A 25,605-nucleotide genomic window follows, 5' to 3' on the forward strand; every position below is an offset into this window, starting at 1 on the left:
CAAGCCCACGCAATTCACTTGCGGGAGGAGAATAAACGCGAGGGGCAATCTTCGAATTATCTGGAACAGAAAATGCAGATCGACCTCATTGAAACCTTCCTCGACCTGATGGAAACCCGTAGCTTCAATCGCACGGCGGACCGGTTGAACATCACGCAATCCACCGTCTCCCACCGCGTCAAGGCGCTGGAGGCGCAGTTCAACCGCAAGCTCTTCACCCGCAACAAGGGCGGCACGGCGCCAACCGCGTCCGGCCTGCGCTTCCTCGATCATGCCAAGGCATTGCAGCACCAATGGCACGAGGCGACGCGGGCGGTGGAAAACGCAGGAACCTACGAGCGCTCGATGCGGCTCGGCATCCAGCATGATCTGGCCGAAGCCTTTGCCGGAAAATGGCTGTCGGCAGTGCGCACCGACCTGCCGACGACGTCGTTTTATATGGAAGCCGACTACTCCAACCAGATGAACCGCGATCTCGCCGCCGGTGATCTCGATCTCGCCATTCTCTACACGCCACATTATCTGCCCGATCTCCATTATGAGCGGATCGGTGACATGACGTACACGCTGGTCGGCACCACGGCACGAACGGTCAGCGAATTGCTGCCGGAGACATATATCCAGGCCGTCTATTCCCCGGCCTTCGATCGCGCCCATCGGCTGGCCCTGCCGCAACTTTCATCCGCCCCGTTGGCATCGGGACAGAACATCGCCATTACCGGCCTCCTGAAAACGCTGGGAGGTGCCGCCTACGTAACCAGCAGCACAGCCTTGCGACTCGAAGGTGAAGGTATCGCCTTCCCCATCACAGACGCTCCTGTCATTCAACAGGCCGTCTACGCCGCCACCAGCATCCGCACACGCCACGCCCACCAACATCGCCGCATCATCAGCGCCATGCAGGATCTGTTGGGACAATAGGAGCCGCGCAACCTGTCGCCGTCAATGCTGAGCGACCAGCCCCAATTGCTGATCCTCAGTCAGTCGTGCCAGCATATCGGCGGCCGGAACGGGATAAGCGATCGCATACCCTTGCAGGATATCGCATCCAAGGCGCGTTAAAAGCTTGGCGTGCTCTAAAGTCTCGACGCCCTCGGCGATAACTTCGATGTTGAGCGCCTTGGCGATGTCGATGATCGAGCGCAACAGGCGCTTCTGTTCGCGCGATGTCGTGGTCGGCAAAACCAGTTGCCGGTCGATCTTCATCCGTCGCGGCTTCAGCTTGACCAGCCCGATGATCGACGCATGGCCGGAGCCGAAATCATCGATCTCGATATCGATACCCATGGCCTTCAACCCAGCGACATTGGCAAATACATCATCTTCGCTGTCGTCAAGGAAAATGGTTTCCAGCAATTCGAACGACAGCATATCCGGCCGGACATCCAGATGTTTCAATTCATCGATCAAAAGCGGATCCGACAGACGGGCGGCCGAGACATTCACCGCGATGCGCGGAACATGCACCCCCTGCCGCATCCAGGCCTGACGATCCTTCAGCGCCGCCTTCAGGATGGCAGCATCGAGATCGTCGAGCCGGCCGAGACTGCTCGCAACCTTGATGAATTCGCCCGGCAAAACCATTCCGCGCTTCGGATGACGCCAGCGCGCCAGGACTTCCATCCCGACAATGCGCCGGGTTCGCGCCTCCACCTGAGCCTGATAGTAGGGAACGAACTCCCCCTTCTCCAATCCATGCGCCAACTGCCGGCCAATGCGCTGCTCGTTGGTGAGCTGCGCCTTCAAGTGTGCCGAGTACACTTCCACCCTGCCCCGCCCGAGCTTTTTGGCCCGTTGCAACGCGATGTCGGATTCGGCCAGCAGGCTGGCGATACTGCGGCCGCTGGCCGCCGCGACCCCCATAGAGGCGCCGGTCCGCAAGACCTCATCATTATGCCAGACAGACTGCTTCAATTGCTGCGCCAGCTGCTCGGCCCGGGTTTTGAGATCATCGAGCGAGACAAAATTTGCGATCAGAACCGCAAATTCATCGCCGCTCACACGCGCAATGAACGAGTTCTTCGGAACGCCGGCTTCGATCTGCCGGGCGCAGGATTTCAACACGTCGTCTCCGGCTGCGTGGCCGGCGGTGTCGTTGATCTGCTTGAACCGGTCGAGGCCGATATGCAGGATTGCCAGCTTTTCGGGGCCGGTCTCGCCGGCCAGTTCCGCCAATCGCCTATCGAAAAAGCGGCGGTTGGGAAGTCCCGTCAGATAATCGTGCTCGGCCGCATATTTGATCCGCTCGGTGCTTGCTTCAAGGGCCACCGCGCGCGCCTCGGCAATCGCCTTTTGCCGCCGAAGCTCACGATTGAGCAGCACATCCGCCGTCACGTCCCATTCTGCTCCGATGAAGGTGATATGGCCATCCTCCTCAAAACAGTAGGCACGTGACCGCAGGTAACGGATTTCACCGTCGGGCAAAATGATCCGGTATTCCGAAGAATAAATATCCTTGGTTGCGATTGCCCGGTCGAAATCGGCCTCAGCCTGGGCGAGATCATCGGGATGGATCGCATTCATCCAGACCTCCGCCTTGACCCGCTTTTGCGTCTTGCCGGTTGCGTAGAGCCGGTGCATCTGCAGATCCCAGACGACTTCGTCTTTCTGGGTATCGTGTTCCCACACGCCGATCTGAGAAGCGTCAAGCGCAATTCCCAGGCGGCGAAGAATATTCTGGAATTCCTGTTCGGACCTCACCGATTTCATGGTTTTCTCTGTGGAGGATTCTTCGCGTATCAGCGCCGCAGCACTCTACGCCAAGGTTCCTAAAGAACTATTGTTCCATTATTGAGAAGAGTATTTTTCCAAAGCAAACAACCATTGAGTGTTGCTTGCCGGAAACCAGTTGCAACTTAGGCGAATCCAGCAACGTATTACATATCAGATTTAGACATTGTACGGAAAAATCAAGAGCGACAATGCGTCATTGTCGGTCGCAACACTGAATTGACAGGACCGGGGCGACGGCATAATCATCGTTGGATCAATTGGTTCCCTGAACGCGAGGTGCTTTCGGGGAGTAAATGGGAACGTGATGGATGGACCCATTCTGGGCATCTTTATCACGGCCGACCCCGCGACTGTAGAGCGGTCAGAGTTTGTCATGCCGGTATGTTCAGCCGGTAAAAACCACTGCGGCGACGGGCCTTTGGGCCCTGCCTCGGGAAGGTGAGACAGGCTCCTTGGTGCGGAAGCACCTGACGCCGCGAGCCAGGAAACCTGCCGGTTGATGAAGGGCATGGTGCCCAATTGGTGGGATATTTCCCACGCGCCATCACGGAGGTTGTCATGGCTACGACTACAGTTTCGAGCGTTCCGCTTTCTCTCAACGACCGCATTACCACGGCTATTCTTGCCCTGTTGATCGGCGGCTTCCTGGTTTTCGGTGCAGGCCTTGCCAATTCGGCCGTGCTGCACGACACCGCCCACGACGTCCGCCATTCCTACGGCTTCCCCTGCCATTGATGTGAGCCGTGGAAAGCTTGAGGGCTTTCCGCACTCTATCGATGAAAAGGATGGCGGATTTCCTTTTGGAAATCGCGCTGCCGTGGATTGCGCCCATGCTCCGGCATCGGGCGGTTTTTGCCGTGGGGAATTGAAACACGACGAGCGTTGAGCACTGATGAGAAATCGGCTCCGCTCGAATTTGGGGGTATCACATGATTGTCAAAACACTTCTGGCCGCACTGGTGGCTGGATTGATCGCCGGTGTCTTCATGACGGCGGCGCAGGAATTGCGGGTGGTCCCGCTCATCCTTCATGCCGAGGAATATGAGGTCAAGGAACCCGCCGCCGAACCGCCGGCGACGACAGAAGGCCAGCAGCATTCTTCACTAAACCGCTCTTCTGTGATTGGCGAGATCCTGTCGGCACTTTCACCGGTCACACCGGCTTATGCCCATGAAGGCGAGCATGAAGAAGAGGGCGGCATCATGTTCGGCATGAGCCGGTTCTCCGGCACGCTGATTGCCAATCTGGTGGCCGGTGCCGGCTTCGGCCTGTTGCTCGCCGGTGCAAGCCTCGCCTTCAACTATCCGATTACCATGCGCAACGGCGCGCTGTGGGGCGCCTGTGGCTGGTTGACGGTTCACCTTCTGCCCGCCATCGGCCTGCCGCCGGAATTGCCGGGCTTTCCTGCCGCTGATCTGCATGACCGGCAGATCTGGTGGATCGCGACCATCGCGTTCTCCGCCGCCGGGCTTTATCTCATCGTCTTGCGCGGTGAAATTCTTGCCAAGATCATCGGCCTTGTTCTGATCGCAGCACCGCATGCCTATGGTGCGCCGCAGCCGTCTGATATTTCGAGCCCGGTTCCGTCCGTTCTCGGTGCGGAATTTGCGGTCGCCGCCCTGGCAACGACCCTGGCGTTCTGGATCGTGCTCGGCGTGATCTCAGGTTACCTGAACGACAAGTTTCTGAAATCGGCTTGAGCCAAAATCGTTGCCGCGCAGGCATTGTTTGCGCGGCAACGGCAATCAGAGGCCGCCGGTACGCTGGACATGAGCTTGCAGGCGGCCTTTTTGCGTCTCGGTATCGAGAAGCACACAGACATCGCAGAAATCCCCGCCCTCTGTCCGATAGTAGAGACAGCAGCCGCTTCGCCGGCGGAACACGCGCTCGACCGCAACGCCATCGCAAACGGCCTCAATACGCTGGTAGCGCACGGCATCGGAGAAAAGCGGCGAGCCTGTCCTGTTGATGATCGCAAGTGCCGTAGCCATTGCGCGCTCCTGGTCGCCCAACGCTGTACCGATCTCTAGAAAAGCACCCGCAATGCCATCGGCCGCCAGCCGCCATTGCGCGACGGGAGAGAGGCCAGTGCGCCCCTGCAGCGCGTCGATCACCGGAAGGAAGCTGTCGACGAATAGATTGTGAAACAGCAACGCCCGGTCATCGCCGCGCGAAAAATGCTCGAAGCGAAAATGAAAACGGCAGACATCGGATCGACGCGTTTCCATCGTTGGAACGTGATCGTGCGGAACGACGGGCTCAAACCGGAACGCCAGGCGATCCGGGCTCAGATCAGGAACCAGCCCCGTCCGCAAATAGATCGATGCAGCCGCGATGCTGAGATGATGACTGTAGAAGGAAATGAGATGAGCGGCCCTGACGCGGTCATCCATGCCGGTGGCAAAGCGGTTCTGATAGCCCAGCAAGACACCGAGCATATCGCCATCATGACGCCATGCCTCAGTGACCGGCAGAAAATCACCGCCTTCCAGACCCAAAGAGACAGCAACCTGCGGAAAATGCTCCGCCTGCCAGGCGATGGCAGCTTCTACCTGCCCTCCATCACCCTCGCAAAAACTGCCTGAATCTTGGTTATCGTCCAAAGGGGCCGCCCGTTATCGTCTGGCAGCCCGTTTACCTCAAAGCCAGCCGCCGGAAAAGCCTGCGCGTCTGAGGCCGCGCCGGATAACCGGCGTTTCGCGCAGCATGTTCCAGTAAAGCCCGCTGCGATGGTTCTCGATCATCATCACCAGCAGCCCCTGATCAAGGCCAACGCTGCGGTTGTTGAGCCACCCTTCCGCCGTCTTGCCGGGAACGCTTGGATTGAAACTGCCGATAAAACGCCCCGCGTCGATAACATCGGGATAGCTCGACAGGATATGCCGTGCCGCCGACATCGCTGCCTGCGGCTCGAACGGCAGGCATGCGAGCGGCGCCCAGGGCGCAATCGTGCCGTCGTCCGGGCCGAGCGGCGCACCGCGCGCGGCGTAGCCTGCAAACTGCTGGCGCCGACCATCCTGCAATCGGCGTGGACGTTGCGGGCCATCGCAGGACGTCAGCCCCCATGTGTCGGCACCATAACCGGTAAAATTGCCGGGATTGACCGTCGCATAATCGCGCTGGACGGCAATCGCACGACGGGTGTTTTCAAAATAATCCGTATCATGCTCGGTAACGGCTGCATCGCGGATACCCCGGAAATCGATCCACGCATGTGAAAACAGGTGGATGAACAGCGGCCCGGCGTAAAGAAACGGCTTGCCCTTTACCGTCATCCAATCGAATTTGCTGGCGAAGGCATCATAGCTTTCCTTGCCGATCGGGTAGGATGGCGAGGCCAGAGCCAACGTATAGAGGATGATCGCCTCGCTGTAGGATTCCCAGCGATACGGCAGAAAGCCCGTGCGAGGCTTCCATCCGAGCCACAAGGCGCCCTTGCCGTCCAGTGCCCAAGCCCAGTTTGCCCGGGCGTAGAGCATATCGGCGTGAGACCGGATCTCGGTCTCGACCTCGTTGTCCTGATTGAAATAGGCGGCCGCAGTCAGCATACCGGCGATCAGAAGCGCGCTGTCGATCAGCGACAGCTCGCTGCGCCATGTCCGCAGGCCGGTTTTCATGTCGAGAAAGTGGTAGTAGAGCCCTTTGTAGCCGGTGGCATCCTTGTCGCGGCTTTGCGGGCTCTCGGCAAAGAACCGCAGGGTGACCAGTGTCCGCGCTGCGGCATCCTGCCTGCTCATCCAGCCTCTTTCGACGCCGGTAGGATAGGCGGAAAGGCCAAAGCCGGTCGCGGCGATGCTCGAGGGTGCGTCGGGCAGCGAGGTATCAGCAATCAAACCGTTTTCGGGATTGACGAACTCTAGAAAGTATCCGAACGCCGCTTGCTGCAACCGGTCGATGATGACCGTGTCGGTGTCGTTTTTCAGAAGCATTGCAGGCTTACTCCAGTCGATCGAAAATTCACTAAAAAGAACAGCCGGTGGAAATCACCGTTTGTTGAAGTCGTCCGCCTCCGGAACGGTCGCCACACTTACGATCTGTGTTACATTTTAGTTTCATACGATCCTTAGCAGCGATTGGATGACTGGATGTTCACAACACTTGCGATGTTTCTCACGATTTCGAGTGCCCCGATTGCGACGCCGGTCGCAGATGCCGCTCAGGTGGATGTGGCATTGGTGCTCGCCGTCGATATGTCGGGCTCGATGGATGTTGAAGAAGCGCAAGTGCAGCGCATGGGCTATGTCGAGGCTCTGCGTCATCCGGACTTCATCAATGCCGTCACAGCCGGCCTCAACGGCCGCATCGCGCTGAGCTATTTCGAATGGGCCGGCAGCGTCAACGAAACCTCCGTCGTCAACTGGCAACTGATTGATGACGCACAGGATGCTGCACTCCTGGCCGAACATCTCGCCTCCCGGCCCGTCTTTACCCGCCGGGGCACGTCGATCTCCAACGCCATCACCTTCGCAGCGAAACTGATAGCGGCGAGCCCCTACGATGCGACGCGCCGGGTGGTCGACATTTCCGGCGATGGGCCGAACAATCTCGGCCCCCCGGTTGATCCGGCCCGCAACGCCGCCGTTGCCAGCGGCATTATCATCAACGGCCTAGCCATTCTCATTCGCCCCTCCGGCGGGACGGTTTCGCTTGACCGCTACTATGCCGACTGCGTCATCGGTGGCCCCGGATCGTTCGTTCTGCCGGTCCACCAGCCGGAAGATTTCGCCGTTGCCATCCGGCAGAAGCTGGTGATGGAGGTCAGCCGCTCAGGGCCGGACATGCGGATTATCCCCGTACAGATCACACCGCCCACCGATTGCCTAATGGGTGAAAAACTGCGTCCGGGCTTTCTCGACCGGGTCTATCCGCAACTGGATAAGTAGACTCGTCAACGGCGTTCTTTGATGCGCGCGCATGCCTGTCGCCAGCCTGCGCGACACGCGATCCTCATAAACGCTACCTGAATTCCAAAATTCATGACGCCAACGATACGTCAACCTATTCCTATTTATAGGGAAATGTGATTTTATTGAATGAACGTTCAGCAAGATATGGGGAAATTCATGAACGAAATGACCCGGAACATCGGTATTCCCAATGACTGGGACAGGCGCGGCCTGCCCGGTTGGTGCTACCATAGCGACGCCCTGCTTGAACTTGAAAAACAACATGTCTTCCGCGAACACTGGCAGATCGCCTGCCATATCTCCGACATTCCAGACCCCGGCAACTACATCACCATGGACGTCGTCGGCGAGCGCGCGCTGATCCTGCGCGACCAGGACGGCACGGTGCGCGGCTTCCACAATATCTGCCGCCATCGCGGCTCGCGCGTCGTTGCCGACACCAAGGGAACCTGCCGCAACGCGCTGGTCTGTCCGTTCCACGGCTGGGTCTATAATCTCGACGGTACGCTCAGGGGTGCCGCCCGCCCCCGCTCCTTCCCGCCGCTCGACAAGCAGGAATTCGGCCTGATCGGGCTCGATCTCGAAGTCTGGATGGGTTTTATCTTCATCCGTTTCGCACCTGGCCCGCAACCCTCCGTGGCGGAACTGATGCAGCCTTTCGCTGCCGAACTCGGTGAATACAAGACGCAGGACATGGTTCCCGCCGGCGATATCTGGACCCAAGCCTCGCCGGTCAACTGGAAATCAGTCCGCGATGTCGACAATGAGGGCTATCACGTGGCGATGGCGCATCCGGCACTGCAGGATCTCTACGGCTCGACCTATTACGACGAGCCGTTCGTCAACGGCCTCTGCCGGTCGTTCGCCACTTACAATCCGCATGCCGGCCGCCGCTGGAGCGTGCGCAACTACGTTTCCATCGCCCCGGAGGCCACACATCTGCCGGAGCATCTGCGCAAGGCCTGGGCCTACTACGGCATCTTCGCCAATGCGGTGATCGCGGTAACGCCGGAAGCGGTGCAGTTCTATCAGGAGTTTCCGCTATCGACCGGCGAAACGATACTGCGTGGCGGCGTCTACCGGCACCGCGACGAGACAAGGCAGCAACGCGCCGCCCGCTATCTCGCCCACCGCATCGATCGCGACACGCAGGCTGAAGACGTGCAGCTGACGATCTGGTCGAACGAATCGATGACATCGAAGGCCTTCAGCGGGTTCTACCTATCTGACCTCGAATATGGCGTGCGCACCCATCACGACCACCTGCGTGCCATCCTGCCGGTGATGAATCTTCCATCAGCCCCGGACGAGCGGGAGCTAGCCGACGTGAACAACCGATTGCGGTCGGCCAGCCTCTAAAAAGCCAAAAGAAAGGGCCGGCAAAACCGGCCCTTTAAAATTGAGCATGGCGGGGAATGGATGCCCTGCTCAAGAGAATGCTCAGCCGTGCCAAAGCCCTTCGCGAACGAGCTCATCCATGGTCCGGCGGATGCTGGTGCGCAGGATCGCCGTCATCTCATCAATCTGCGGTATCGTGATCGTCAGCGGTGGCGACATCACGCACATGTTGATCAGCGGCCGCACCAGAAGACCGAGTTCCTGGCAGTGCTTGTCGATGCGTTTTCCAACGTCCAGATCAAGCGTCAGCGGATTGTTGTGCACACGGTCGGCGACACATTCGACGCAGGCCATCAGCCCGACGCCGCGCACTTCGCCGACCAGCGGCAGGTCTTCGAGTGTCTTCAGGCTCGCCTGAAAATGACCGGAAATTGCGCGCGCATGGTCGAGCAGCCCTTCTTCCAGGATATCGAGGTTCTTCAGCGCCACGGCGCAGCCGATCGGATGGCTGGAATAGGTCAGCCCGTGGGCAAACATCGCGTCCGGATGATTGGAGCGGCGCAATTCCTCGAACAGGCGCGACGCGATCATCACGCCGCCGAGCGGGAAATAGCCGGAGGTGACACCCTTGGCAAAGGTGATCATGTCCGGCTCGATACCGAAAACATCCTTGGACGCAAAGACATGGCCCAGCCGCCCGAACGCCGTCACCACCTCGTCAGCGACGAACAGGATGTCGTTGTCGGTGCAGAGCTGCCGCATCCGGCTGAGATAACCATCCGGCGGCACGATGACACCACCGGACGCCATCACCGGCTCGGCGATAAATGCGCCGATGCGGTCTGCTCCCCTTGCCTCGATGACGGCGCGAAACTCCTCGACAAGAAAATCACAGAAATCAGCCTCACTCATGCTTTCGGGCCGGCGAAAAGGGTTGGGGCAGGTCAGCTTGACCACCTGCTCGCTGGCGCTATCCATCCAGTCGTGATCGCGTGGACGACCGTTCAGCGATGCCGACAGATAGGTCGAGCCGTGGTAGCCCCCCTGCCGCGAAACGATCAGCTTCTTTTCCGGACGACCCTTCACATTGTTGGCGAACTGCATGAAGCGCAGCGCCGTCTCGACCGCAGAGGAGCCGCCGGTGGTATAGAAGACATGATTGAGATCGCCGGGCGCATGACCGGCAAGCCGCGCCGACAGCGTCACCGACGGTTCGTTCATCGTGTACCACGGCGAATTGTAGGACAGGTCCATCGCCTGCTGGTAAAGCACATCGGCCAGTTCCTTGCGCCGATGCCCGGCATTGACGCACCACATGCCGGCAGGGCCGTCGATCAGCTTTCGACCCTCGCCATCGATGACATAGATGCCATCGCCGCTGACAATGCCGCCCCGTGCCTCGGCACCGATTTCGCCGGCCGTCGGCCAGGGTTGAACGAGATGGTCTTTCGCCAATGCCACCATGCCTTCCGAAGCCTCGAAGGAACCGATCACATCGTCACGTTTCGCCGCCATCTTCCATCTCCACAGGTAGTTTTACTGTCATATTTTTCATCAAACATCTGAATTAAATTCATAATTCCGATTATTCTGAATGTCCGTTCAATCAATATTGGCAGAAAAAACACTTGCGTTCAATCCCGTTTTGCGCTCATTCTGCCATCGGGAACAAAGAACGGCGGAAAACCGCCTGGGACGGACAACATGATACGATCCCTGTATTTTCACTGTTGTACCGGCATATCGCCGGAAAGGCGGCGCTGATGGTGGCGTTGCCGGGCTCCGTTGAAACGGAGAGCAGACGGCCGCTTGCCGGTGGCCGCCGATGGACATCCAGCGACGAGGCCAAAGGCCTGGCGCTGATTTCGCCGACGCTGCTCTACGCGCTGGCATTGCTGTTTCTGCCGGTCCTCATCGTCATCGCCTACAGCTTCTGGTCCCAGGATTACCTGACCATCGACCGCACTTTTACCTTCGAGAACTACCGCGTCGCCCTGACCGAACCGATCTACCGCGATCTTCTCTGGCGCTCCCTCACCATCTCCCTTGTCGTCAGCATCATTACCGTCTCCTTTTCCTATCCCGTCGCCTGGTTCATTTCCTTCCATGGCGGGGTGCACAAAAACCTCTGGCTGTTCCTGATCACCGTGCCCTGCTGGACCAGCTACCTGCTGCGCGTGATGTCGTGGAAGGTTATTCTCGGCTATCAGGGCGTGCTCAACACCGGACTGATGTCCACCGGCCTGATCGACACGCCGGTGACCTCGCTACTCTACAATTCCAATGCCGTGATCATCACACTGGTGCACAGCTGGGCCGCCTTTGCCATCCTGCCGATCTATGTTTCCTTGGAAAAGATAGACCGCTCGCTGATCGAGGCGGCGCACGATCTCGGCGACAACAAACTCTGGAGCTTTTTGCGCGTCACCCTGCCTCTGTCGCTACCCGGGGTGATTTCAGCTTTCCTGATCGTGATGATCCCGACCGTCGGCGATTACGTCACGCCAAAACTGGTCGGCGGCAAGGACGGCGTGATGATCGCCACCGCCATCCAGGCGCAGTTCGGAAAGGGTGCCAACTGGCCGCTGGGGGCAGCACTCTCCGTCACCACCATGGTGATCGTTTCCGCGATGGCAGGCCTCATGGTTCTGGCGCTGAAAATTTTCGTAAGGCGGATCAAATGAGCGGGCGTCACGGCATTCGAAAATCCCGCTGGCTGCCTGTCTACGTCACGGCTTACCTTGCCTTTCTCTATCTGCCGATCCTGCTACTGCCGATCTTCTCGTTCAACAACGCCGCCTCGACCACCTTCCCGCTCGCCGGCTTCACCACCAAATGGTATGCCGCCCTCTGGGGCAATACGGTGATGCTGGAGGCGGCGCGCAACAGCCTGATCGTCGGCATCTGCGTTTCCATCCTCTCCACCGGCCTTGCCATCTGCGCCGCCCGTGCCGTCACCCGCTACAAGTTTCGCGGACAGCGCGCCGCGACCGGATTGCTGATGGCACCGCTGTTTCTGCCGGAAATCATCGTTGCGGTGTCACTGCTGATGATCGTGCTACAGCTCGGCATCGAGCTGTCGCTGGCGACCGTCATTCTCGGCCAGACCGTCTTCTGCCTGCCCTATGCACTGTCGGTGCTGATCTCCGGCTTTGATGGTTTCGACCGCTCGCTGGAAGAGGCCTCGCTTGACCTCGGCGAAACGGCCATCGGCACCTTCCGCCGGGTGACGCTGCCGGTGGTGGCGCCGGCGATCATCTCCAGTCTTTTGGTCTCCTTCACCATTTCGCTCGACGAATTCATCCTCGCCTTCTTCCTGTCGGGAACCGAGCCGACGCTGCCGGTCTATATCTGGGGGCAATTGCGCTTTGCCGCCAAGCTGCCGAGCGTGCTGGCGCTCGGAACCCTGATGATCGCGCTGTCGATCATCCTGGTTACCACCGCCGAAATCCTGCGCCGCCGTGCCGAAAACCGTCTCAAAGCTGGAGCCGCCGCCCATGGTTGACACCCCGATGATCGAAATCGATGCCGTCAGCCGCTATTACGGCATCTACCGGGCGCTCGACGATGTCAGCCTCGATATCGCCGCTGGCGAATTCTTCTCGCTGCTGGGTCCATCCGGTTGCGGCAAGACCACCTTGCTGCGCTCAATCGCCGGCTTCGATACGCCCACATCCGGCGATATCCGCATCGACGGCCAATCGGCCATCGACTTGCCGCCCAACAAGCGGCCGACCAACATGGTCTTCCAGAATTACGCGATCTTTCCGCACCTGAATGTCGAGGAAAATGTCGCCTATGGCCTGAAGCGCCTCAAACTGAATGCAACCGACGAACGCCAGCGTGTCGGCAATGCGCTCGAACAGGTGCGGCTCGCTCACTTGAGCAAACGCAAGGCGCACGAACTGTCCGGTGGCCAGCGTCAGCGCGTTGCGCTTGCGCGGGCTTTGGTAATGCGGCCGAAAGTGCTTTTGCTCGACGAGCCGCTGTCTGCGCTCGACAAGAAACTGCGCGAGGAAATGCAGGTCGAGTTGCGCACCCTGCAAAAAGCCGTTGGCATCACCTTCGTGCTGGTCACGCATGATCAGTACGAGGCCCTTGCGATGTCGGACCGGATTGCCGTGATGTTTGGCGGCAGGATCGCCCAGGTGGCGACGCCGAAGGAGATCTACCAGCATCCCCTCACCCGCCAAGTGGCGGATTTCCTGGGCGGCATGAATTTCATGCAGGCAAAGATCACCAGCGAGAGCGCCGTCAATCTTTCCGTCGAGACCACCCGCTTCGGCAATGTCACCATCGCCAAGCCCAAGGGGTTTACTGCCACCAACGGTTTGGCCACCATCGGCATCCGGCCGGAACGTCTGCGGGTGCTCTGGGATGATGCCAAGGCCGATTGCGAAGTGACCGGCCATGTGGTCGACCGGCATTATTTCGGCGAGATCACCCACCTGATCGTCGATGTGCCAGGCCTGGAAAAACCATTATCGGTATCGGAAACCAACAATTTCGGCGCCGATGATATTCCGGTCGGCGCACCGATCCGGCTGGCCTACGATCCGGATGCGCTGGTGGCGATGGCCGACTGAACCGTCGCGATCACCCGCACGGCCGCCTCGCGCCCGGCAACGATTGCGCCCTCGATATAGGCGGGAAACGACGAGGCCAGTTCCGATGAGGCGAAATGGACCGGCGGGGCACCGGCACGAAGAATGTCTTCAGTATCATAGGCTTGAAGGTCCGCAATCACATCGCTGTAGCCGCCGCCGCTCCACGGATCGCTAACCCAGTTGCGGATCAGGAGACCCGTGACATCGGCAGCAGCCTCTCCCAGCGCGTCCACCAGCCGCCGGCGGATTTCAACCTCGATGAACACACGCCCCCGGCCGCTCCATTCGACGGCAAGCGGGCCGCCAGCGAAGACGACCAGCGCCGTTGTCTGCGCGCTGCTGACATCGCAGGCAAAAAGCCCAAGCGTATCGCGCCACATGATCATGCCGCTCAGACCACGATCGCGCCAGAATGGCCGCTCGTAGCGCACAAGCGCCTTGATCACCGTGCCACTCTTCCAGGCGGCCAGAGCCCCGTCCAGAGGCTTCGGCAGTTCAGGCACATGCACGATGCGCGACGCCATCACCGGCGGCACGGCGATAATCATCTGCCGCGCGGTTAAAACGTCACCATTGCCCCTCGTCACCAATACCGAACCATCCGTACGGGTTATGTGAAGGACGGGCGTGCCGAGCCGCAGGCGCGGACCGAGCGTTGCTGCCAAAGCCTCGGCAAGCACATGGATTGTGCCTTCAGCGAAATATTGCAGCTCGTTGCCGTTGCTGATCGTGCGCCGGTCATTGTCGATCAGATACCAGAGCGGAATTTCCTCGATCGGCCGGCACCAGAGGCCCTCGACCATCGCCTGATAGCTGGCTTTTGCGCCGGGCGGATCGCTCTGGCGGGCCAGCCATTCGCCCACCGTCAACCCAGCAATGGCAGGATCGCGCGGGTCGATCCGGTTGCCCCGGGCGCGGATACGTCCGGATTCCGCAAAGGACGAACCGGTATCTGCCAAAGCCTGCGGCTGGACCAGAAAGGCACCCTGCAGCGGCGTTTCCACGAGCGACATGCCGAACCGCCGCGTCAGCGCGATCACATTCGGCATCTCGTCGCAGATGAACTGGCCGCCGGTATCCATCGCCACGCCATCGGCAAAAGCCGTGCGCTCAACCCGTCCGCCAACACGGTCGCGCGCTTCGAGCACGATAACATCGAGCCCAGCCGCGACCAGCGCATCAGCCGCCGAAAGGCCTGTAAAACCGGCCCCGACGACGATCACATCTGCATCCTGTCCGCTCAATAGCCTGCCTTGATCTTCTCGAATTCAGCAATCATCTTCTGGCGCAATTCGGTCGGCATCGGCGATTGGAACAACGTCTTGTCGACGAACTTATCGACATCGGCATAACCCTTATCGGCAAGGATCTTCGGATCCACCGCAGCCATGCCTTTGCCGTTGGAATGACCGTACCCCCAGTCGTTGACCAGATAGGTGGTGATGGCCGGATCACTGATCGAATTCAGGAAATCATACTGCTTTGCCGCATCGCCCTCTGCACCCTTCAGCCGGACATAGCCACAGACCCAGGTGGAAAGCCCTTCCGTCGTATCCCGCTTGACATCGGCCGGCACGCCATCCTTCTGCAGCGTCGTCACGGTCTCGTTCCAGGCCCAGGCAAGATCGATCTCGCCGCTCGCCATCGCCTGGCTGACTTCGGTATTGTCGGTCCAGTAGAGGCGGACATTCTTGTGCACCTCGCGCAGGAAGGCGGATGCTTGCGCAAACTGCGCATCGGTCATCTTCGTCCAGTCCTTCACACCGATGACAAGACTGGCCAACGCATAGGCATCGTCGACATTGTCGCCGATCGAGACGCGATCCTTGAATTTCGGATCGGCAAAGGCTTTCAGCGACTGTATCTCTTCCGGTTTCACGGTGTCGGTCCGATAGGTCAGCACCGTGTTGCCCCATTCGAATGGCAGGAACCAGGCCGTACCATCATCGGATGTCATCAGCCCCTTCATCGCCTTGATGCCGGGCAAGATATCGTTCCAGCCGGTGAGCTTGGACGTATCGAGCGGCTCCAGCAGACCAGCCTCGCGCCACTTGTTGACGCTTTGCGAACAGGGATGGGCAAGATCCGCCTTGAAGCCGGAACGCAGCTTCTGGAACGCCTCTTCCTCATCGCCAAAGAAACTGAAGTCCGGTTCGGTGCCATATTTCGCCGTATAGGCCGGATGAAAGGCCGGGTCCTCATAACCGGCCCAATCGAAAACGGTGAGATTGTCCGCAGCCAGAGCCGGAAGGGCTGCGCTGGAAATGAGTGAAGCCAGCAACGCGGCGCTTCCCAAATGCTTGACCATTCTCATTATCCGCATGCCGGTCTCCTTCGCTGTTTTCAGCTGTTCCCTATTTCGGACCCTTGTGGGTCATATGGCCCGGAAAAACCGAAACCAGATATTCGATCGCGGCCGCATGGGCCTTTTCGCGCGTCAGCCCGTCGCCCATCATCAGCCGGAACCACAGGCCTTCCATCATGGCGCTCAGCGCCAGCGCGATGGTTTCGGCGTCATAGGTATAGGATTCTTCGGCTTTCATCTGGGCGCAAAGCGCCACGAACAGCTCCTGGTACTTGGTGTCCCGGGCGCCGCACAGCGCCTGGTAGGTCGGCCGTGATTTGGCCTCGCCCCAGAAGGCGCACCAGGCGGCAAGCTTGCGTTTTGTGCAGATCTTGCGATCGAAATCGGCTGCCACCAGCGCCCAGAGCTGCGACGCCGCCGCCTCACCCGCCTTGTCGAGTGCCACACCCCAATGGGCGGCATATTCATCGGCCATGAACTGCAGCGTGGCGATCAGCAGTTTTTCCTTGCTCTCGAAATGAAAGTTGACGATGCCCCGCGACAGGCCCGCGCCATCGGCAACATCGGCAAGCGTCGTCTCGGAATAGCCGCGCTTGGCAAGCGAATCGATCGTCGCCTCGACCAGCTGCTGGCGCCGCGTTTCCTTGGATGCCTTGCGGCCCCGCTTTTCGCTTTCGCCGGCTTGCACCGACGCAGACACTGCCTTCATGCTCAACGTTACCTTCTTGTCCTTCAGGCTCAGAACAACGTTCATGACATGCTCCCACCCGGTTTTTCACCGCGCAGATGAGTGGGACAATGTTCACCGGTGTCAAGAACCTTCTGCATGGCCGTCCAGGTGCGAATGTTCTTCGCGACATACGCTTTACCGACCGCCTCGACGGCGGCCGAATGCAACGGGCCTTTCAGCCGCGCAAGCTCTTGGCGTGCCACCTCGCGATACCAGCCGTTGCGGTTTTCAGTCGTCGTTTTGGTGAAACCGGTAGCCTGCATCGCCGAAAGATAACGGGCCGCCGATGCCATGCCGAAGCTCAATCCTTCGGCTGCCAGGTACTCCCGCATCTCCGGCGACGGCGCATCATCATGAGCGATCATCCAGTCGGACGCGGCAAACAATCCACCCGGCCTCAGCACCCGGAAAATTTCGCGGAAGATCGCCTCCTTGTCGGCGACATGCACAAGCGCATCCTTGGAAAAAACGACATCGAAGCTGGCGTCGGCAAATGGCAAATTGCCTGCTGCTGCCTGAACAAATGAAACCTGCCCGGAAAGACCGGCTTTGCCTGCTGCAAGACGCGCCCTTTCGATCACCGGCAGTTCGACATCGAAACCAGTGATCTGCGCGGGACCGTATGTGTTGGCGATATGCAGTGTGATGCCACCGGCCCCACAGCCCAGATCGAGAATGCGTTTTCCGGACAGATTGATACCGGCCAGAACCCTGTCCACTTCTTGCGGCCCGCCCGGAGACAGATAGCCCTCGCCCCACAGGACGCCGAGAAAGCGGATCGCCGCCTCGTCATATTCCGGTTCCTGCGCTGATGTTTCGCTCATTGCGTCTTTCCCGCCGCATGGCCTCTGACACGAAATCCTATCGCATAATCAGAGGATTGCAACATACTTGCTGAATATTCATTCAATATAACTGGACAACATTCTGCTTTTCATGCCAGATTTTTCGCAATGAGGGAGACAGGCTGCATGAAAAAATACGATGTGGTGATGATCGGAGGCGGCCATAACGGCCTGGTCGCAGCGTGCTACCTGCAGCGCGCCGGGCTTGACGTGCTTGTGCTGGAAAAGAACGACTGGGTCGGCGGTGCTGCCACCAGCCGCGAGCTGACACCGGGCTTTCTCTATTCCAACTGTTCCTATGTCTGCTCGCTGTTCCGCCCGGAAATTATGCGCGATCTCGAACTTCCCAAGCACGGCCTGCAGGTCATCGCCTATGAAGGCGGCGCGGTGTTCACCCGCGATGGCGACTACATCGCATCCTACCGTGACCACGACAGCCACCGCCGCGAATTCGCCCGCTATTCCAAGCGCGATGCTGAAGCCTATGACCGCTACGCCCGTGACGTCACCCGCCAGTGCCGATTCATCCAGCCGCTGTTGATGCGCACCGCCCCTGATCCCTTCTCGTTCAAGCCGCGTGACATTTCCGAACTTCTCTATCTCGGCAAGAAATTCGGCGAGTTTTCCGCCCATGACATGGCGCAGACGTTGCGGTTCTGGACCATGTCGATCTCCGATTTTCTTGATGAATATTTCGAGACCGACGTCATCAAGGCCTATCTGGCTCTGTCCGGCATCATCGGCACGGCCCTTGGACCGATGTCGCCCGGCACCGCTTACGTGCTGCTGCATCACTACATGGGCGAGGTGGATGGCTCCGTCGGCGCCTGGGGTTATGCCCGCGGCGGCATGGGCGCGGTGACGCAGGCGCTCGCCTCGTCCTTCAAGGCGTCGGGCGGCACGATCCGCACCGGCGCCGATGTGGCACGGGTCATGACCCGCAGCGGCCGCGCCACCGGCGTCGTCCTTGCCGATGGCGAGGAAGTGCGCGGCAATCTCGTGGTCTCGAATGCCGACGTCAAGCGCACCTTCCTCAAGCTGGTCGAGGAAGACGCCCTGCCCGAAACCTTCGTCCACCGGGTCAAGCATTTCAAGATGCGCGGCTCGTCCGGCAAGCTCAACATCGCGCTCGATAGCCTCCCGGAATTCCCCGCACTGCCGAAGAATTCCTCCTGCATTCGCGGCGACCTGCATTTTACCGATTCGATGGAACGGATGGAGCGCGCCTATGACGACTGGAAGGCTGGCCGCTATTCCGCCGATCCCTTCGTCGATATGGTCATTCCCACCACGCTCGATCCGACCATGGCACCGCCGGGCAAGCATTTCATGAGCTGTTTCGTGCAATATTGCCCGCCGCAACTGGAAGGCCGCGACTGGACCGATGCCGATCGCGATGCCTTTGCCGATACCGTCGTCAGCCAGATCGCCGATTACTCCCCCGGCTTCCGCGACCGTATCCTGCACATGGAAGTGCGCACGCCGCGCGAGATCGAGGCGCAAGTGGGCCTCACCGAAGGCAATATCTTCCAAGGCGAGCTGACCTTCGACCAGCTGCTGTTCAACCGCCCGGTGCCCGGTTACGCGCAATACCGTACGCCGGTGCCCGGTCTTTATCTCTGCGGCTCCTCCACCCATCCCGGCGGCGGCGTCATGGGGGCGCCCGGCCGCAATGCCGCCGCTGAAATCCTGCGCGACCTGAAACTGAAACCCGCTGAAATGAGCCCGGCCCATGACGTCATCTGATCTCGCCCGGACGACCAACCTCGACGCCGCAGACTTCGACGCCATCGTCATTGGCGGCGGCCATAACGGCCTGACGGCCGCGACGCTGCTTGCACAGAACGGCCGCAAGGTGGTCGTTCTCGAAGCCGCAGCCAGTACCGGCGGCGCGATGCGCGGTTTCGAATTCCACCCCGGCTACCACTCCGCCGGTCTTGCCCATATCGTCAACCGGCTCGATCCGGAGGTGGCCAAGCTGCTGAAGCTCAACGCCAGCACCACGTCCGGCGCGCCACTGCCAACTGTCGCACTCTCCCCGGATGGCAAGCATGCCGTCTTGCGCGGCGCCTATGGCGAAACCATCGAGGGCGTCAGCCCGGAAGAGGCCAAGGCCTTTGCTGCCATGCGCAAGAAGCTGATGTTTCAGGCCAGCATTCTCAAGCGTTTCCTGAAGCGCCGACCGCCGGAGATCGGCAAGGTCGGGATGCGCGACCTCAGTACTTTTGCCGGAGCAGGCCTCAGCCTCATCACCAAGGGCCGTGAAGAAGGCCGCGACTTCCTGCGCATGCTGCTGATGAATGTCGCCGATGTCGCCGACGAATATCTGAGCGACGACCGCCTCAAGGGCCTCGTCGCCTTTGACGCCACGCTTGGCATTCATCTCGGGCCGCGCTCACCAACCTCGCTTCTCGGCCTCTATTATCGCCTGACCGGCGAAACCGATGGCAAGACCGGTGCGCAATACGTACCGCAAGGCGGCATGAACACACTTGCCCCGGCTTTCGAAAAAGCAGCAACCGCCGCCGGGGTTTCCGTCCGTACCGGCGTCCATGTCACACGCATTACCGCTGACCGCGGCACGGCAACCGGCGTCATCCTCGGCACCGGCGAGCAGCTGAACGCACCCGTCATCGTCTCCGCCATCCATCCGCAGGCGACGTTTCTGACACTCTGCGATACCGCCGAACTCGACACCGGCTTCGTCCGGGCCGTCAGCAATATCCGTTCGAAAGGCAATGTCGCAAAGCTTGATCTGGCGCTCGACAAGCCGCCAACGTTCACCGGCGTCGCGGCGGACGATCATCGTGGCAGATTGGTCATCGCCCGCTCCATCGCCCATGTCGAAAATGCCTTCAACCCGGCCAAATACGGCGAATTCTCCCCCGATCCGGTGATGGAGATCACTTTGCCAAGCCTCACCGATCCAGCGCTCGCACCTTCCGGTGGCGCGACGCTTTCGGCTTTGGTCGAGTTCGCGCCCTACGACCTCAAGGGCGGCTGGGCAAACGGCAAGGTGGCCTTCGAAAAGATCATCCTCGAAACACTCGAGGGCTACGCGCCGGGCTTGAGCAAGAGTATTATCGCCAGCAACCTGATGACACCAGCCGACATGGAAACCCATTACCATCTGCCGGGCGGCCACTGGCATCATGGCGAGCTGCAGGCCGATCAGCTGCTGGTCAACCGCCCCCTCAATGCCGCCGCCGGTTACGCGACCCCATTGTCCGGTCTCTATCTGGCCAGCGCCGGTTCGCATCCGGGCGGCGGCATTTCCGGCCTGCCGGGGCTTCTCGCCGCGCGCCACATTCTTTCGGGAGACAGAGCATGATGCTGGAGATCAACACCCGTCGCGCCCTGCAAAGCCACATCACCACGCCGCGCTTCGAGACCCCGTTTCATCCACGTATCGCCACACTCAGCGAAACCAGCGACTGGTACACCTGGGCTGGCTACAAGGCGCCGCATTCGGTCTTCGACGAGGAACTCGAATATTTCGCCATCCGCTCGACGGCGGCGCTTTTCGATATCTCGCCGATGGTCAAATACCGCATCGCCGGACCCGACGCGGAGCGCTATCTCAACCGCCTGACCGTCCGCAACGTCGCCAAGCTCGGCACCGGCCGCGTCCATTACACCGCCTGGTGCGACGACCACGGTCATGTTCTCGACGATGGCACCTTGTTCCGGCTCGCGCCTGACACGTTCCGTCTCTGCTGCCAGGAACGCCACCTGCCCTGGCTCCTCGACAGCGGCATCGGATTCGATGTCGGGATTGAAGAAGAGACCATGCAAATCGCTGGCCTTGCCTTGCAGGGTCCGACATCGTTTGCCGTGCTCTCCAAAGCCGGCTTCGACGGCATCGAACGGCTAAAACCCTTTCAGCTTGCAGATTTCCCCCATGAAGGCGGCTCGGTCACCGTCTCGCGCACCGGCTTCACCGGTGATCTCGGCTACGAACTGTTCGTCCCGGCCGAAGCAGCACTCAGCCTCTGGGATCGCCTCTGGGTGGCCGGTCAGCTTCATGGCATCCGCTCCATCGGTTACGCCGCGCTCAACCGCGCCCGCATCGAAGCCGGCTTCATCGTCGCCAATGCCGATTTCATGACGGCCGAGACTGCGCTGCGCGCCGATCGCGCCCGCATGCCCGACGAAATCGGACTGGACTGGCTGGTCGATGCGGAAAAGCCGAACTTCAACGGACGTAAAGCGATACTTGAAGCTAGGCGGAATCAAACTCTGAAGCATGTGCTCGTCGGCCTTGAAATTGAAGGCAATATTCCGGGTGACGGGGCAATCGTCTATCACCGGAAAAAGCAAGAGGCAGGTCTCGTCAGCGCCGCGATCTGGTCGCCGCTTGCCAAGCGCAACATCGCCATCGCCAGCCTGACGCGGCCCTACGGCACGCGCCTCACCGAAGACCTCTGGGTGGAAATCTACGCGTTGCGCGAGCTGCAATACCAGAAGATGATGAAACGCGCCCGCATCGTGCCGCGCCCGTTCATCAAGCTCGACCGCCGCGCCGCCTCCCCGCCCGGCCTGTTCTGACGGTTAAGATATGGACGACGAAACGCGCCAGAACTGGGAGTTGATCAAAACGCCGCCGGGCATCGAATGGTCCGGCCGCACCCGCTATGCCGCAGCCACTTTCTTTTATCATCAGGGAGAGATGAGCGCAGAGGTACTGGAGGTCTACCGCATCTGTTCGCGGCTCGATGCCGAGGACCCTCTGGATGTCCTGCGGCGATGGCAGATCGGGGCGGAATGGGTAAAGCAGGTATTGGACAGACGCTAATCTCCGGCCGCATCAGAACATCGTTTCACAAGCAGATTCCGAAATGAAACCTGTGCCGGAACCTTCTCGAATCTCGGACGTTCCAGTGCTGCAATTTCAAGAAGCAGCATGAGGACGACGTGAGCTACAAACGCTTTCCAACCCCCGTCAGAGTGATCATCAAGCAGAGCCAGGAAAACATCATCGCCACCGCATGGGATGCCGTCGAGTTCCTGCGCCACTGGCCGGGCAAGCGTGGCCTTGCCTATCGGCGCGCCCTGCAACATTGCCTCGACGCCCTCGATGGCATCCGCAGCCCGCAGAAAGCCTGGGCTTCGTTTACCGCTGCCATGAAGGAAGAAGGCGTGCTCGCCTGATTCTTCTGTCCCAAGCCACGCCGATGCCCGGACCTTCGATCCGGGCATTTTTGTTTTCGGCTCCCCTCCAGTATTTCCCACTTGAAAATGCCGCCTGCCCGGCGTTGAATGCCCACCAAAGCACAAATGCGGCATGGTTTTCACCATCCGCGACACCGCACTTTCCGGCTAGAAATCCACATCCCGGGCTTGCCGTTCCCAAAAACGCGAATATACTCAGGAATAATTATTTCCACAGAGTGAAATAAATAAGGGAACAAATCATGGCACTTAGCTGGCGTTTCTCCGCCTTGGGCGATCGGCATCGGGCACTGGGATCCAACCTTGAGGACTGGAGCGGCATGGGAACCGCCTGGACCTACGACAAGGATATCTCCGAAGAACACATCGCCGTGCGCACCAAGGCCGGCATCATGGACGTCTCCGGTCTGAAGAAAGTGCATCTCGTTGGCCCGCATGCGATTGCCGTCCTGGAATACATCACCACCCGCGACATGACCAAGGTCTATCCCGGCAAGTCGGTCTATGCCTGCATGCTCAACGATCGCGGTCATTTCACCGATGACTGTATCGTCTATCGCACCGGCCCGAACTCCTGGATGCTGGTGCATGGCTCGGGCTCCGGCTTCGAGGAAATCGTCAAGCAGGCGCAGGGCCGCAATTGTGCCGTGCTGTTCGACGACGACCTGCACGACCTCTCGCTGCAGGGGCCGCTTGCCGTCGATTATCTCGAAAAATACGTGCCCGGCATTCGCGACCTCAAATATTTCCATCATATGCAGACGACTTTGTTTGGCGCCCCGGTGATGATCTCGCGCACCGGCTATACCGGCGAACGCGGCTATGAAATCTTCGTGCGCGGCCAGGATGCAGGTATGGTCTGGGATCGGATCGTCGACGAAGGCAAGGCGATGGGCATCATCCCCGTCTGCTTCAGCGTTCTAGACATGCTGCGCGTCGAAAGTTATCTGCTGTTCTACCCTTACGACAATTCGCAGATGTATCCCTTCGCCAACGAGCACCCCGGCGACAGCCTGTGGGAACTCGGCCTCGATTTCACCGTCAGCCCCGGCAAGACCGGCTTTCGCGGCGCTGAAGAACACGCCCGCCTCAAGGGCAAGGAACGCTTCAAGATTTTTGGCCTGCTGGTCGAATCTGACGGCCCGGCCGATCTCGGCGACGAGGTCTGGGATGGCGACAAGAAGGTCGGTGTCATCACCTGCCCCTCCTATTCCAAGCTCACCAACCGCTCGATGGCGATCATGCGCGTCGAGGTTCCCTATGCCGTGCAGGGCACCAAGCTCGAAGTGAAGGGCAAGACCGTCAACGCACCGGCCATCGCCCACACGATCACCTTCGACGATCCGAAGAAGACGAAACGGACGGCGCAAGGCTGAGGATATCGGCATGCTCGTACAAGGGATCAAAAGCAGGCCGGAATATAAGGGGCTCGACGTCGATCCCCACGCAAAGCGCCACCTCTTCGTCCTCGAAGGCGAAGGGGCCCAGGCCCTGATCGATCATGTCGAGGCCAAGGGCAACGACTTCCTGTCAAAGTCGGAAATCCTCTATCTGGCGGCGGGCGCGGCCCCCAAAGCCTACGACATCGCGCTTTCGGCGCTCTCGCCCGATATTTTCTGGCAGGCGCCGACGCTTCAGCCGCTTCTCTTTCGTCTGCGCGCCTGTCTTGAGCAGGCCCGTATGGGAACGCGGCTCTCCATTGCCGGCACCGAGGGTTTCATCGGCCAGATCATGCAGGTAGCGCTGGAATTCGGTATCGATTTCAACTCGATCCACACCGAGCATCGTGGCTCGACAGCGCGCCGGGTGCAATGCGTACACTGCAAGGGCATCACAGACAATGTGACGACCAGCCCCTTTGCCTGCACCCATTGCGGACTTCCTCTGTTGGTGCGCGATCATTATTCCAGACGTCTCGGCGCCTTCCAGGGCGTCAACATCGATGCAGAAGAACCGGGTACAGCGCCTGCCCCTGAGGAGATGTTCCCGTGAGCCTCAATACCGACATGCCCGTCCGGGTCGCAGCGGTGACGCAGGTGACCGATCTGGTCAAACGCTTCCGCTTCGAGCGGCTGGATGGCCACCCTATGCCTTTCTTTTCCGGCGGCGCCCATGTCGTCGTCTCGATGAACGACAATGGCCTTTTGCGCCGCAATCCCTACTCGCTGATGTCCAATCCCGACGACAACAGCGCCTATGAAATCAGCGTTCTCAGGGTCCCGAACTCCCGCGGCGGCTCGATCTTCATGCACGAGCAGGTCCGCCCCGGTGACCGGCTGACCGTCAGCCAGCCGGTCAATCTGTTCGCGCCGGACCATCGCGGCCGAAAGCATATCCTGATTGCCGGCGGCATCGGCATCACCCCGTTCATCGCCATGATGGAACAGTTCAGCCGCGACAATATCGCCTTTGAACTGCACTATGCCATTCGCTCGCGCACGCACGGGGCTTACTGGCAGCAATTGCTGGACCGCTACGGCCCGCGCCGCATCAAGATCTATGTCGACGAGGAAAAGACCTATATCCCCGTCGCCGGGATCGCCGACAACCAGCCGCTCGGCACACATCTCTATGTTTGCGGCCCGGCCGGCATGATCGATGGCGTGCTGATGACGGCGCTCAAAGCCGGATGGCCGAAGGAAAACCTGCATTCGGAGCGCTTCCTTGCGCCGCCCGCCGGCCTGCCGTTCCAGGTCTTCCTCGAAAAATCCAATATCCACATGACCGTCGGCGAGCACCAGAGCATTCTGGAAGCAGCCGAGGCCCATGGCTGCGACGCCCCCTACATGTGCCGCGGCGGCGCCTGTGGCCAGTGCGAGACCGAGGTGTCGTCCTGTGACGGCACGCTGGAGCACAACGACATCTACCTGTCGGACGAGGAAAAAGCGTCCGGCAAGAAGGTCATGATCTGCGTCTCGCGGTTCAAGGGCCAGCAACTCGTTCTTCAACTCTAGCACCGGAGGGCCGA

Annotated in this window: 24 protein-coding genes and 1 riboswitch; of the genes, 16 read left to right on the forward strand and 8 right to left on the reverse strand. The window is 60.0% G+C overall.

Annotation, left to right across the window (positions count from 1 at the left end):
* Positions 1-72 precede the first annotated feature (72 nt).
* Complete coding sequence (locus ACQY8Q_RS26015) at positions 73-921, forward strand: LysR family transcriptional regulator (RefSeq protein ID WP_428429400.1); 849 nt, start codon at positions 73-75, stop codon at positions 919-921.
* A 21-nt stretch (positions 922-942) separates the two neighbouring features.
* On the opposite strand, the gene ACQY8Q_RS26020 is transcribed toward ACQY8Q_RS26015, so the two are convergent.
* Positions 943-2,709 (reverse strand): bifunctional diguanylate cyclase/phosphodiesterase, encoded by a 1,767-nt coding sequence (locus tag ACQY8Q_RS26020; RefSeq protein WP_428429402.1) that lies wholly within the window; start codon positions 2,707-2,709, stop codon positions 943-945.
* A 265-nt stretch (positions 2,710-2,974) separates the two neighbouring features.
* Positions 2,975-3,244: riboswitch (cobalamin riboswitch) on the forward strand.
* Between the two features lie 47 nt (positions 3,245-3,291).
* On the opposite strand from ACQY8Q_RS26020, the gene ACQY8Q_RS26025 reads away from it, so the two are divergent.
* Complete coding sequence (locus ACQY8Q_RS26025; protein ID WP_082512317.1) at positions 3,292-3,468, forward strand: CbtB domain-containing protein; 177 nt, start codon at positions 3,292-3,294, stop codon at positions 3,466-3,468.
* 194 nt (positions 3,469-3,662) lie between these two features.
* Complete coding sequence (locus ACQY8Q_RS26030; protein WP_428429403.1) at positions 3,663-4,433, forward strand: CbtA family protein; 771 nt, start codon at positions 3,663-3,665, stop codon at positions 4,431-4,433.
* Positions 4,434-4,478: 45 nt separating this feature from the next.
* Here ACQY8Q_RS26030 and ACQY8Q_RS26035 read toward each other — a convergent pair whose 3' ends face one another.
* Both ACQY8Q_RS26035 and ACQY8Q_RS26040 read right to left on the reverse strand, forming a co-directional pair.
* Entirely contained in the window at positions 4,479-5,336 is an 858-nt protein-coding gene (locus tag ACQY8Q_RS26035; RefSeq protein WP_428429404.1) for an IucA/IucC family C-terminal-domain containing protein, read from the reverse strand.
* A gap of 36 nt (positions 5,337-5,372) precedes the next feature.
* A complete protein-coding gene (locus ACQY8Q_RS26040; RefSeq protein WP_428429405.1) occupies positions 5,373-6,662 on the reverse strand; it encodes a glucoamylase family protein in 1,290 nt (429 codons plus the stop codon).
* 156 nt (positions 6,663-6,818) lie between these two features.
* Between ACQY8Q_RS26040 and ACQY8Q_RS26045 the strand changes: the two genes are divergently transcribed.
* Together ACQY8Q_RS26045 and ACQY8Q_RS26050 are read left to right on the forward strand one after the other, a co-directional pair.
* Positions 6,819-7,616: a DUF1194 domain-containing protein gene (locus ACQY8Q_RS26045; protein ID WP_428429406.1), complete on the forward strand. Its 798-nt coding sequence runs from the start codon at positions 6,819-6,821 to the stop codon at positions 7,614-7,616.
* Between the two features lie 180 nt (positions 7,617-7,796).
* Positions 7,797-8,999 (forward strand): aromatic ring-hydroxylating oxygenase subunit alpha, encoded by a 1,203-nt coding sequence (locus tag ACQY8Q_RS26050; protein ID WP_428429408.1) that lies wholly within the window; start codon positions 7,797-7,799, stop codon positions 8,997-8,999.
* An 81-nt stretch (positions 9,000-9,080) separates the two neighbouring features.
* Here the strand turns inward: ACQY8Q_RS26050 and ACQY8Q_RS26055 are convergent, their stop codons facing one another.
* On the reverse strand, positions 9,081-10,493 hold the full coding sequence (locus ACQY8Q_RS26055) for an aminotransferase (protein WP_428429409.1): 1,413 nt from the start codon (positions 10,491-10,493) through the stop codon (positions 9,081-9,083).
* A gap of 257 nt (positions 10,494-10,750) precedes the next feature.
* Between ACQY8Q_RS26055 and ACQY8Q_RS26060 the strand changes: the two genes are divergently transcribed.
* The 3 genes from ACQY8Q_RS26060 to ACQY8Q_RS26070 are packed head-to-tail and all read left to right on the forward strand — an operon-like array spanning position 10,751 to position 13,564.
* Positions 10,751-11,662 carry an ABC transporter permease gene (locus ACQY8Q_RS26060; RefSeq protein WP_428429882.1) on the forward strand — a complete coding sequence of 304 codons (912 nt, stop codon included), beginning with the start codon at positions 10,751-10,753 and terminating at the stop codon, positions 11,660-11,662.
* Positions 11,659-12,483, forward strand: a complete 825-nt coding sequence (locus tag ACQY8Q_RS26065; protein WP_428429411.1) for an ABC transporter permease — start codon at positions 11,659-11,661, stop codon at positions 12,481-12,483. Before ACQY8Q_RS26060 ends, ACQY8Q_RS26065 begins: the two co-directional genes overlap by 4 nt.
* Positions 12,484-12,490: 7 nt before the next feature.
* Positions 12,491-13,564, forward strand: coding sequence for an ABC transporter ATP-binding protein (locus ACQY8Q_RS26070; RefSeq protein ID WP_428429883.1), 1,074 nt, complete (start codon positions 12,491-12,493; stop codon positions 13,562-13,564).
* Here the strand turns inward: ACQY8Q_RS26070 and ACQY8Q_RS26075 are convergent.
* Genes ACQY8Q_RS26075 through ACQY8Q_RS26090 form a run of 4 tightly spaced genes read right to left on the reverse strand, consistent with a single transcriptional unit; the run spans position 13,528 to position 17,444 of the window.
* Positions 13,528-14,808: a flavin monoamine oxidase family protein gene (locus ACQY8Q_RS26075; RefSeq protein WP_428429412.1), complete on the reverse strand. Its 1,281-nt coding sequence runs from the start codon at positions 14,806-14,808 to the stop codon at positions 13,528-13,530. The genes ACQY8Q_RS26070 and ACQY8Q_RS26075 overlap by 37 nt on opposite strands.
* Before the next feature lie 17 nt (positions 14,809-14,825).
* Positions 14,826-15,899, reverse strand: coding sequence for an extracellular solute-binding protein (locus tag ACQY8Q_RS26080; protein WP_428429884.1), 1,074 nt, complete (start codon positions 15,897-15,899; stop codon positions 14,826-14,828).
* Between the two features lie 40 nt (positions 15,900-15,939).
* Entirely contained in the window at positions 15,940-16,599 is a 660-nt protein-coding gene (locus tag ACQY8Q_RS26085; protein ID WP_428429885.1) for a TetR family transcriptional regulator C-terminal domain-containing protein, read from the reverse strand.
* A gap of 41 nt (positions 16,600-16,640) precedes the next feature.
* Positions 16,641-17,444: a class I SAM-dependent methyltransferase gene (locus tag ACQY8Q_RS26090; protein WP_428429413.1), complete on the reverse strand. Its 804-nt coding sequence runs from the start codon at positions 17,442-17,444 to the stop codon at positions 16,641-16,643.
* A gap of 147 nt (positions 17,445-17,591) precedes the next feature.
* Between ACQY8Q_RS26090 and ACQY8Q_RS26095 the strand changes: the two genes are divergently transcribed.
* The 8 genes from ACQY8Q_RS26095 to ACQY8Q_RS26130 all read left to right on the forward strand — a co-directional run bounded on the left by ACQY8Q_RS26095 (position 17,592) and on the right by ACQY8Q_RS26130 (position 25,591).
* Entirely contained in the window at positions 17,592-19,211 is a 1,620-nt protein-coding gene (locus ACQY8Q_RS26095) for a phytoene desaturase family protein (RefSeq protein WP_428429414.1), read from the forward strand.
* Positions 19,198-20,796 (forward strand): phytoene desaturase family protein, encoded by a 1,599-nt coding sequence (locus tag ACQY8Q_RS26100; protein ID WP_428429415.1) that lies wholly within the window; start codon positions 19,198-19,200, stop codon positions 20,794-20,796. Before ACQY8Q_RS26095 ends, ACQY8Q_RS26100 begins: the two co-directional genes overlap by 14 nt.
* Positions 20,793-22,013 (forward strand): aminomethyltransferase family protein, encoded by a 1,221-nt coding sequence (locus ACQY8Q_RS26105; RefSeq protein ID WP_428429416.1) that lies wholly within the window; start codon positions 20,793-20,795, stop codon positions 22,011-22,013. The genes ACQY8Q_RS26100 and ACQY8Q_RS26105 overlap by 4 nt, the downstream gene beginning before the upstream one ends.
* Positions 22,014-22,023: 10 nt before the next feature.
* On the forward strand, positions 22,024-22,260 hold the full coding sequence (locus ACQY8Q_RS26110) for a hypothetical protein (RefSeq protein ID WP_428429417.1): 237 nt from the start codon (positions 22,024-22,026) through the stop codon (positions 22,258-22,260).
* 119 nt (positions 22,261-22,379) lie between these two features.
* Positions 22,380-22,616: a DUF982 domain-containing protein gene (locus ACQY8Q_RS26115; RefSeq protein WP_428429419.1), complete on the forward strand. Its 237-nt coding sequence runs from the start codon at positions 22,380-22,382 to the stop codon at positions 22,614-22,616.
* Between the two features lie 263 nt (positions 22,617-22,879).
* A complete protein-coding gene (locus ACQY8Q_RS26120; RefSeq protein ID WP_428429420.1) occupies positions 22,880-24,013 on the forward strand; it encodes an aminomethyltransferase family protein in 1,134 nt (377 codons plus the stop codon).
* A gap of 10 nt (positions 24,014-24,023) precedes the next feature.
* Entirely contained in the window at positions 24,024-24,629 is a 606-nt protein-coding gene (locus ACQY8Q_RS26125; RefSeq protein ID WP_428429421.1) for a dimethylamine monooxygenase subunit DmmA family protein, read from the forward strand.
* On the forward strand, positions 24,626-25,591 hold the full coding sequence (locus ACQY8Q_RS26130) for a PDR/VanB family oxidoreductase (protein ID WP_428429422.1): 966 nt from the start codon (positions 24,626-24,628) through the stop codon (positions 25,589-25,591). The genes ACQY8Q_RS26125 and ACQY8Q_RS26130 overlap by 4 nt, the downstream gene beginning before the upstream one ends.
* Positions 25,592-25,605 lie beyond the last annotated feature (14 nt).

This window comes from Pararhizobium sp., from assembly GCF_965279435.1.
Lineage (GTDB): Bacteria > Pseudomonadota > Alphaproteobacteria > Rhizobiales > Rhizobiaceae > Pararhizobium.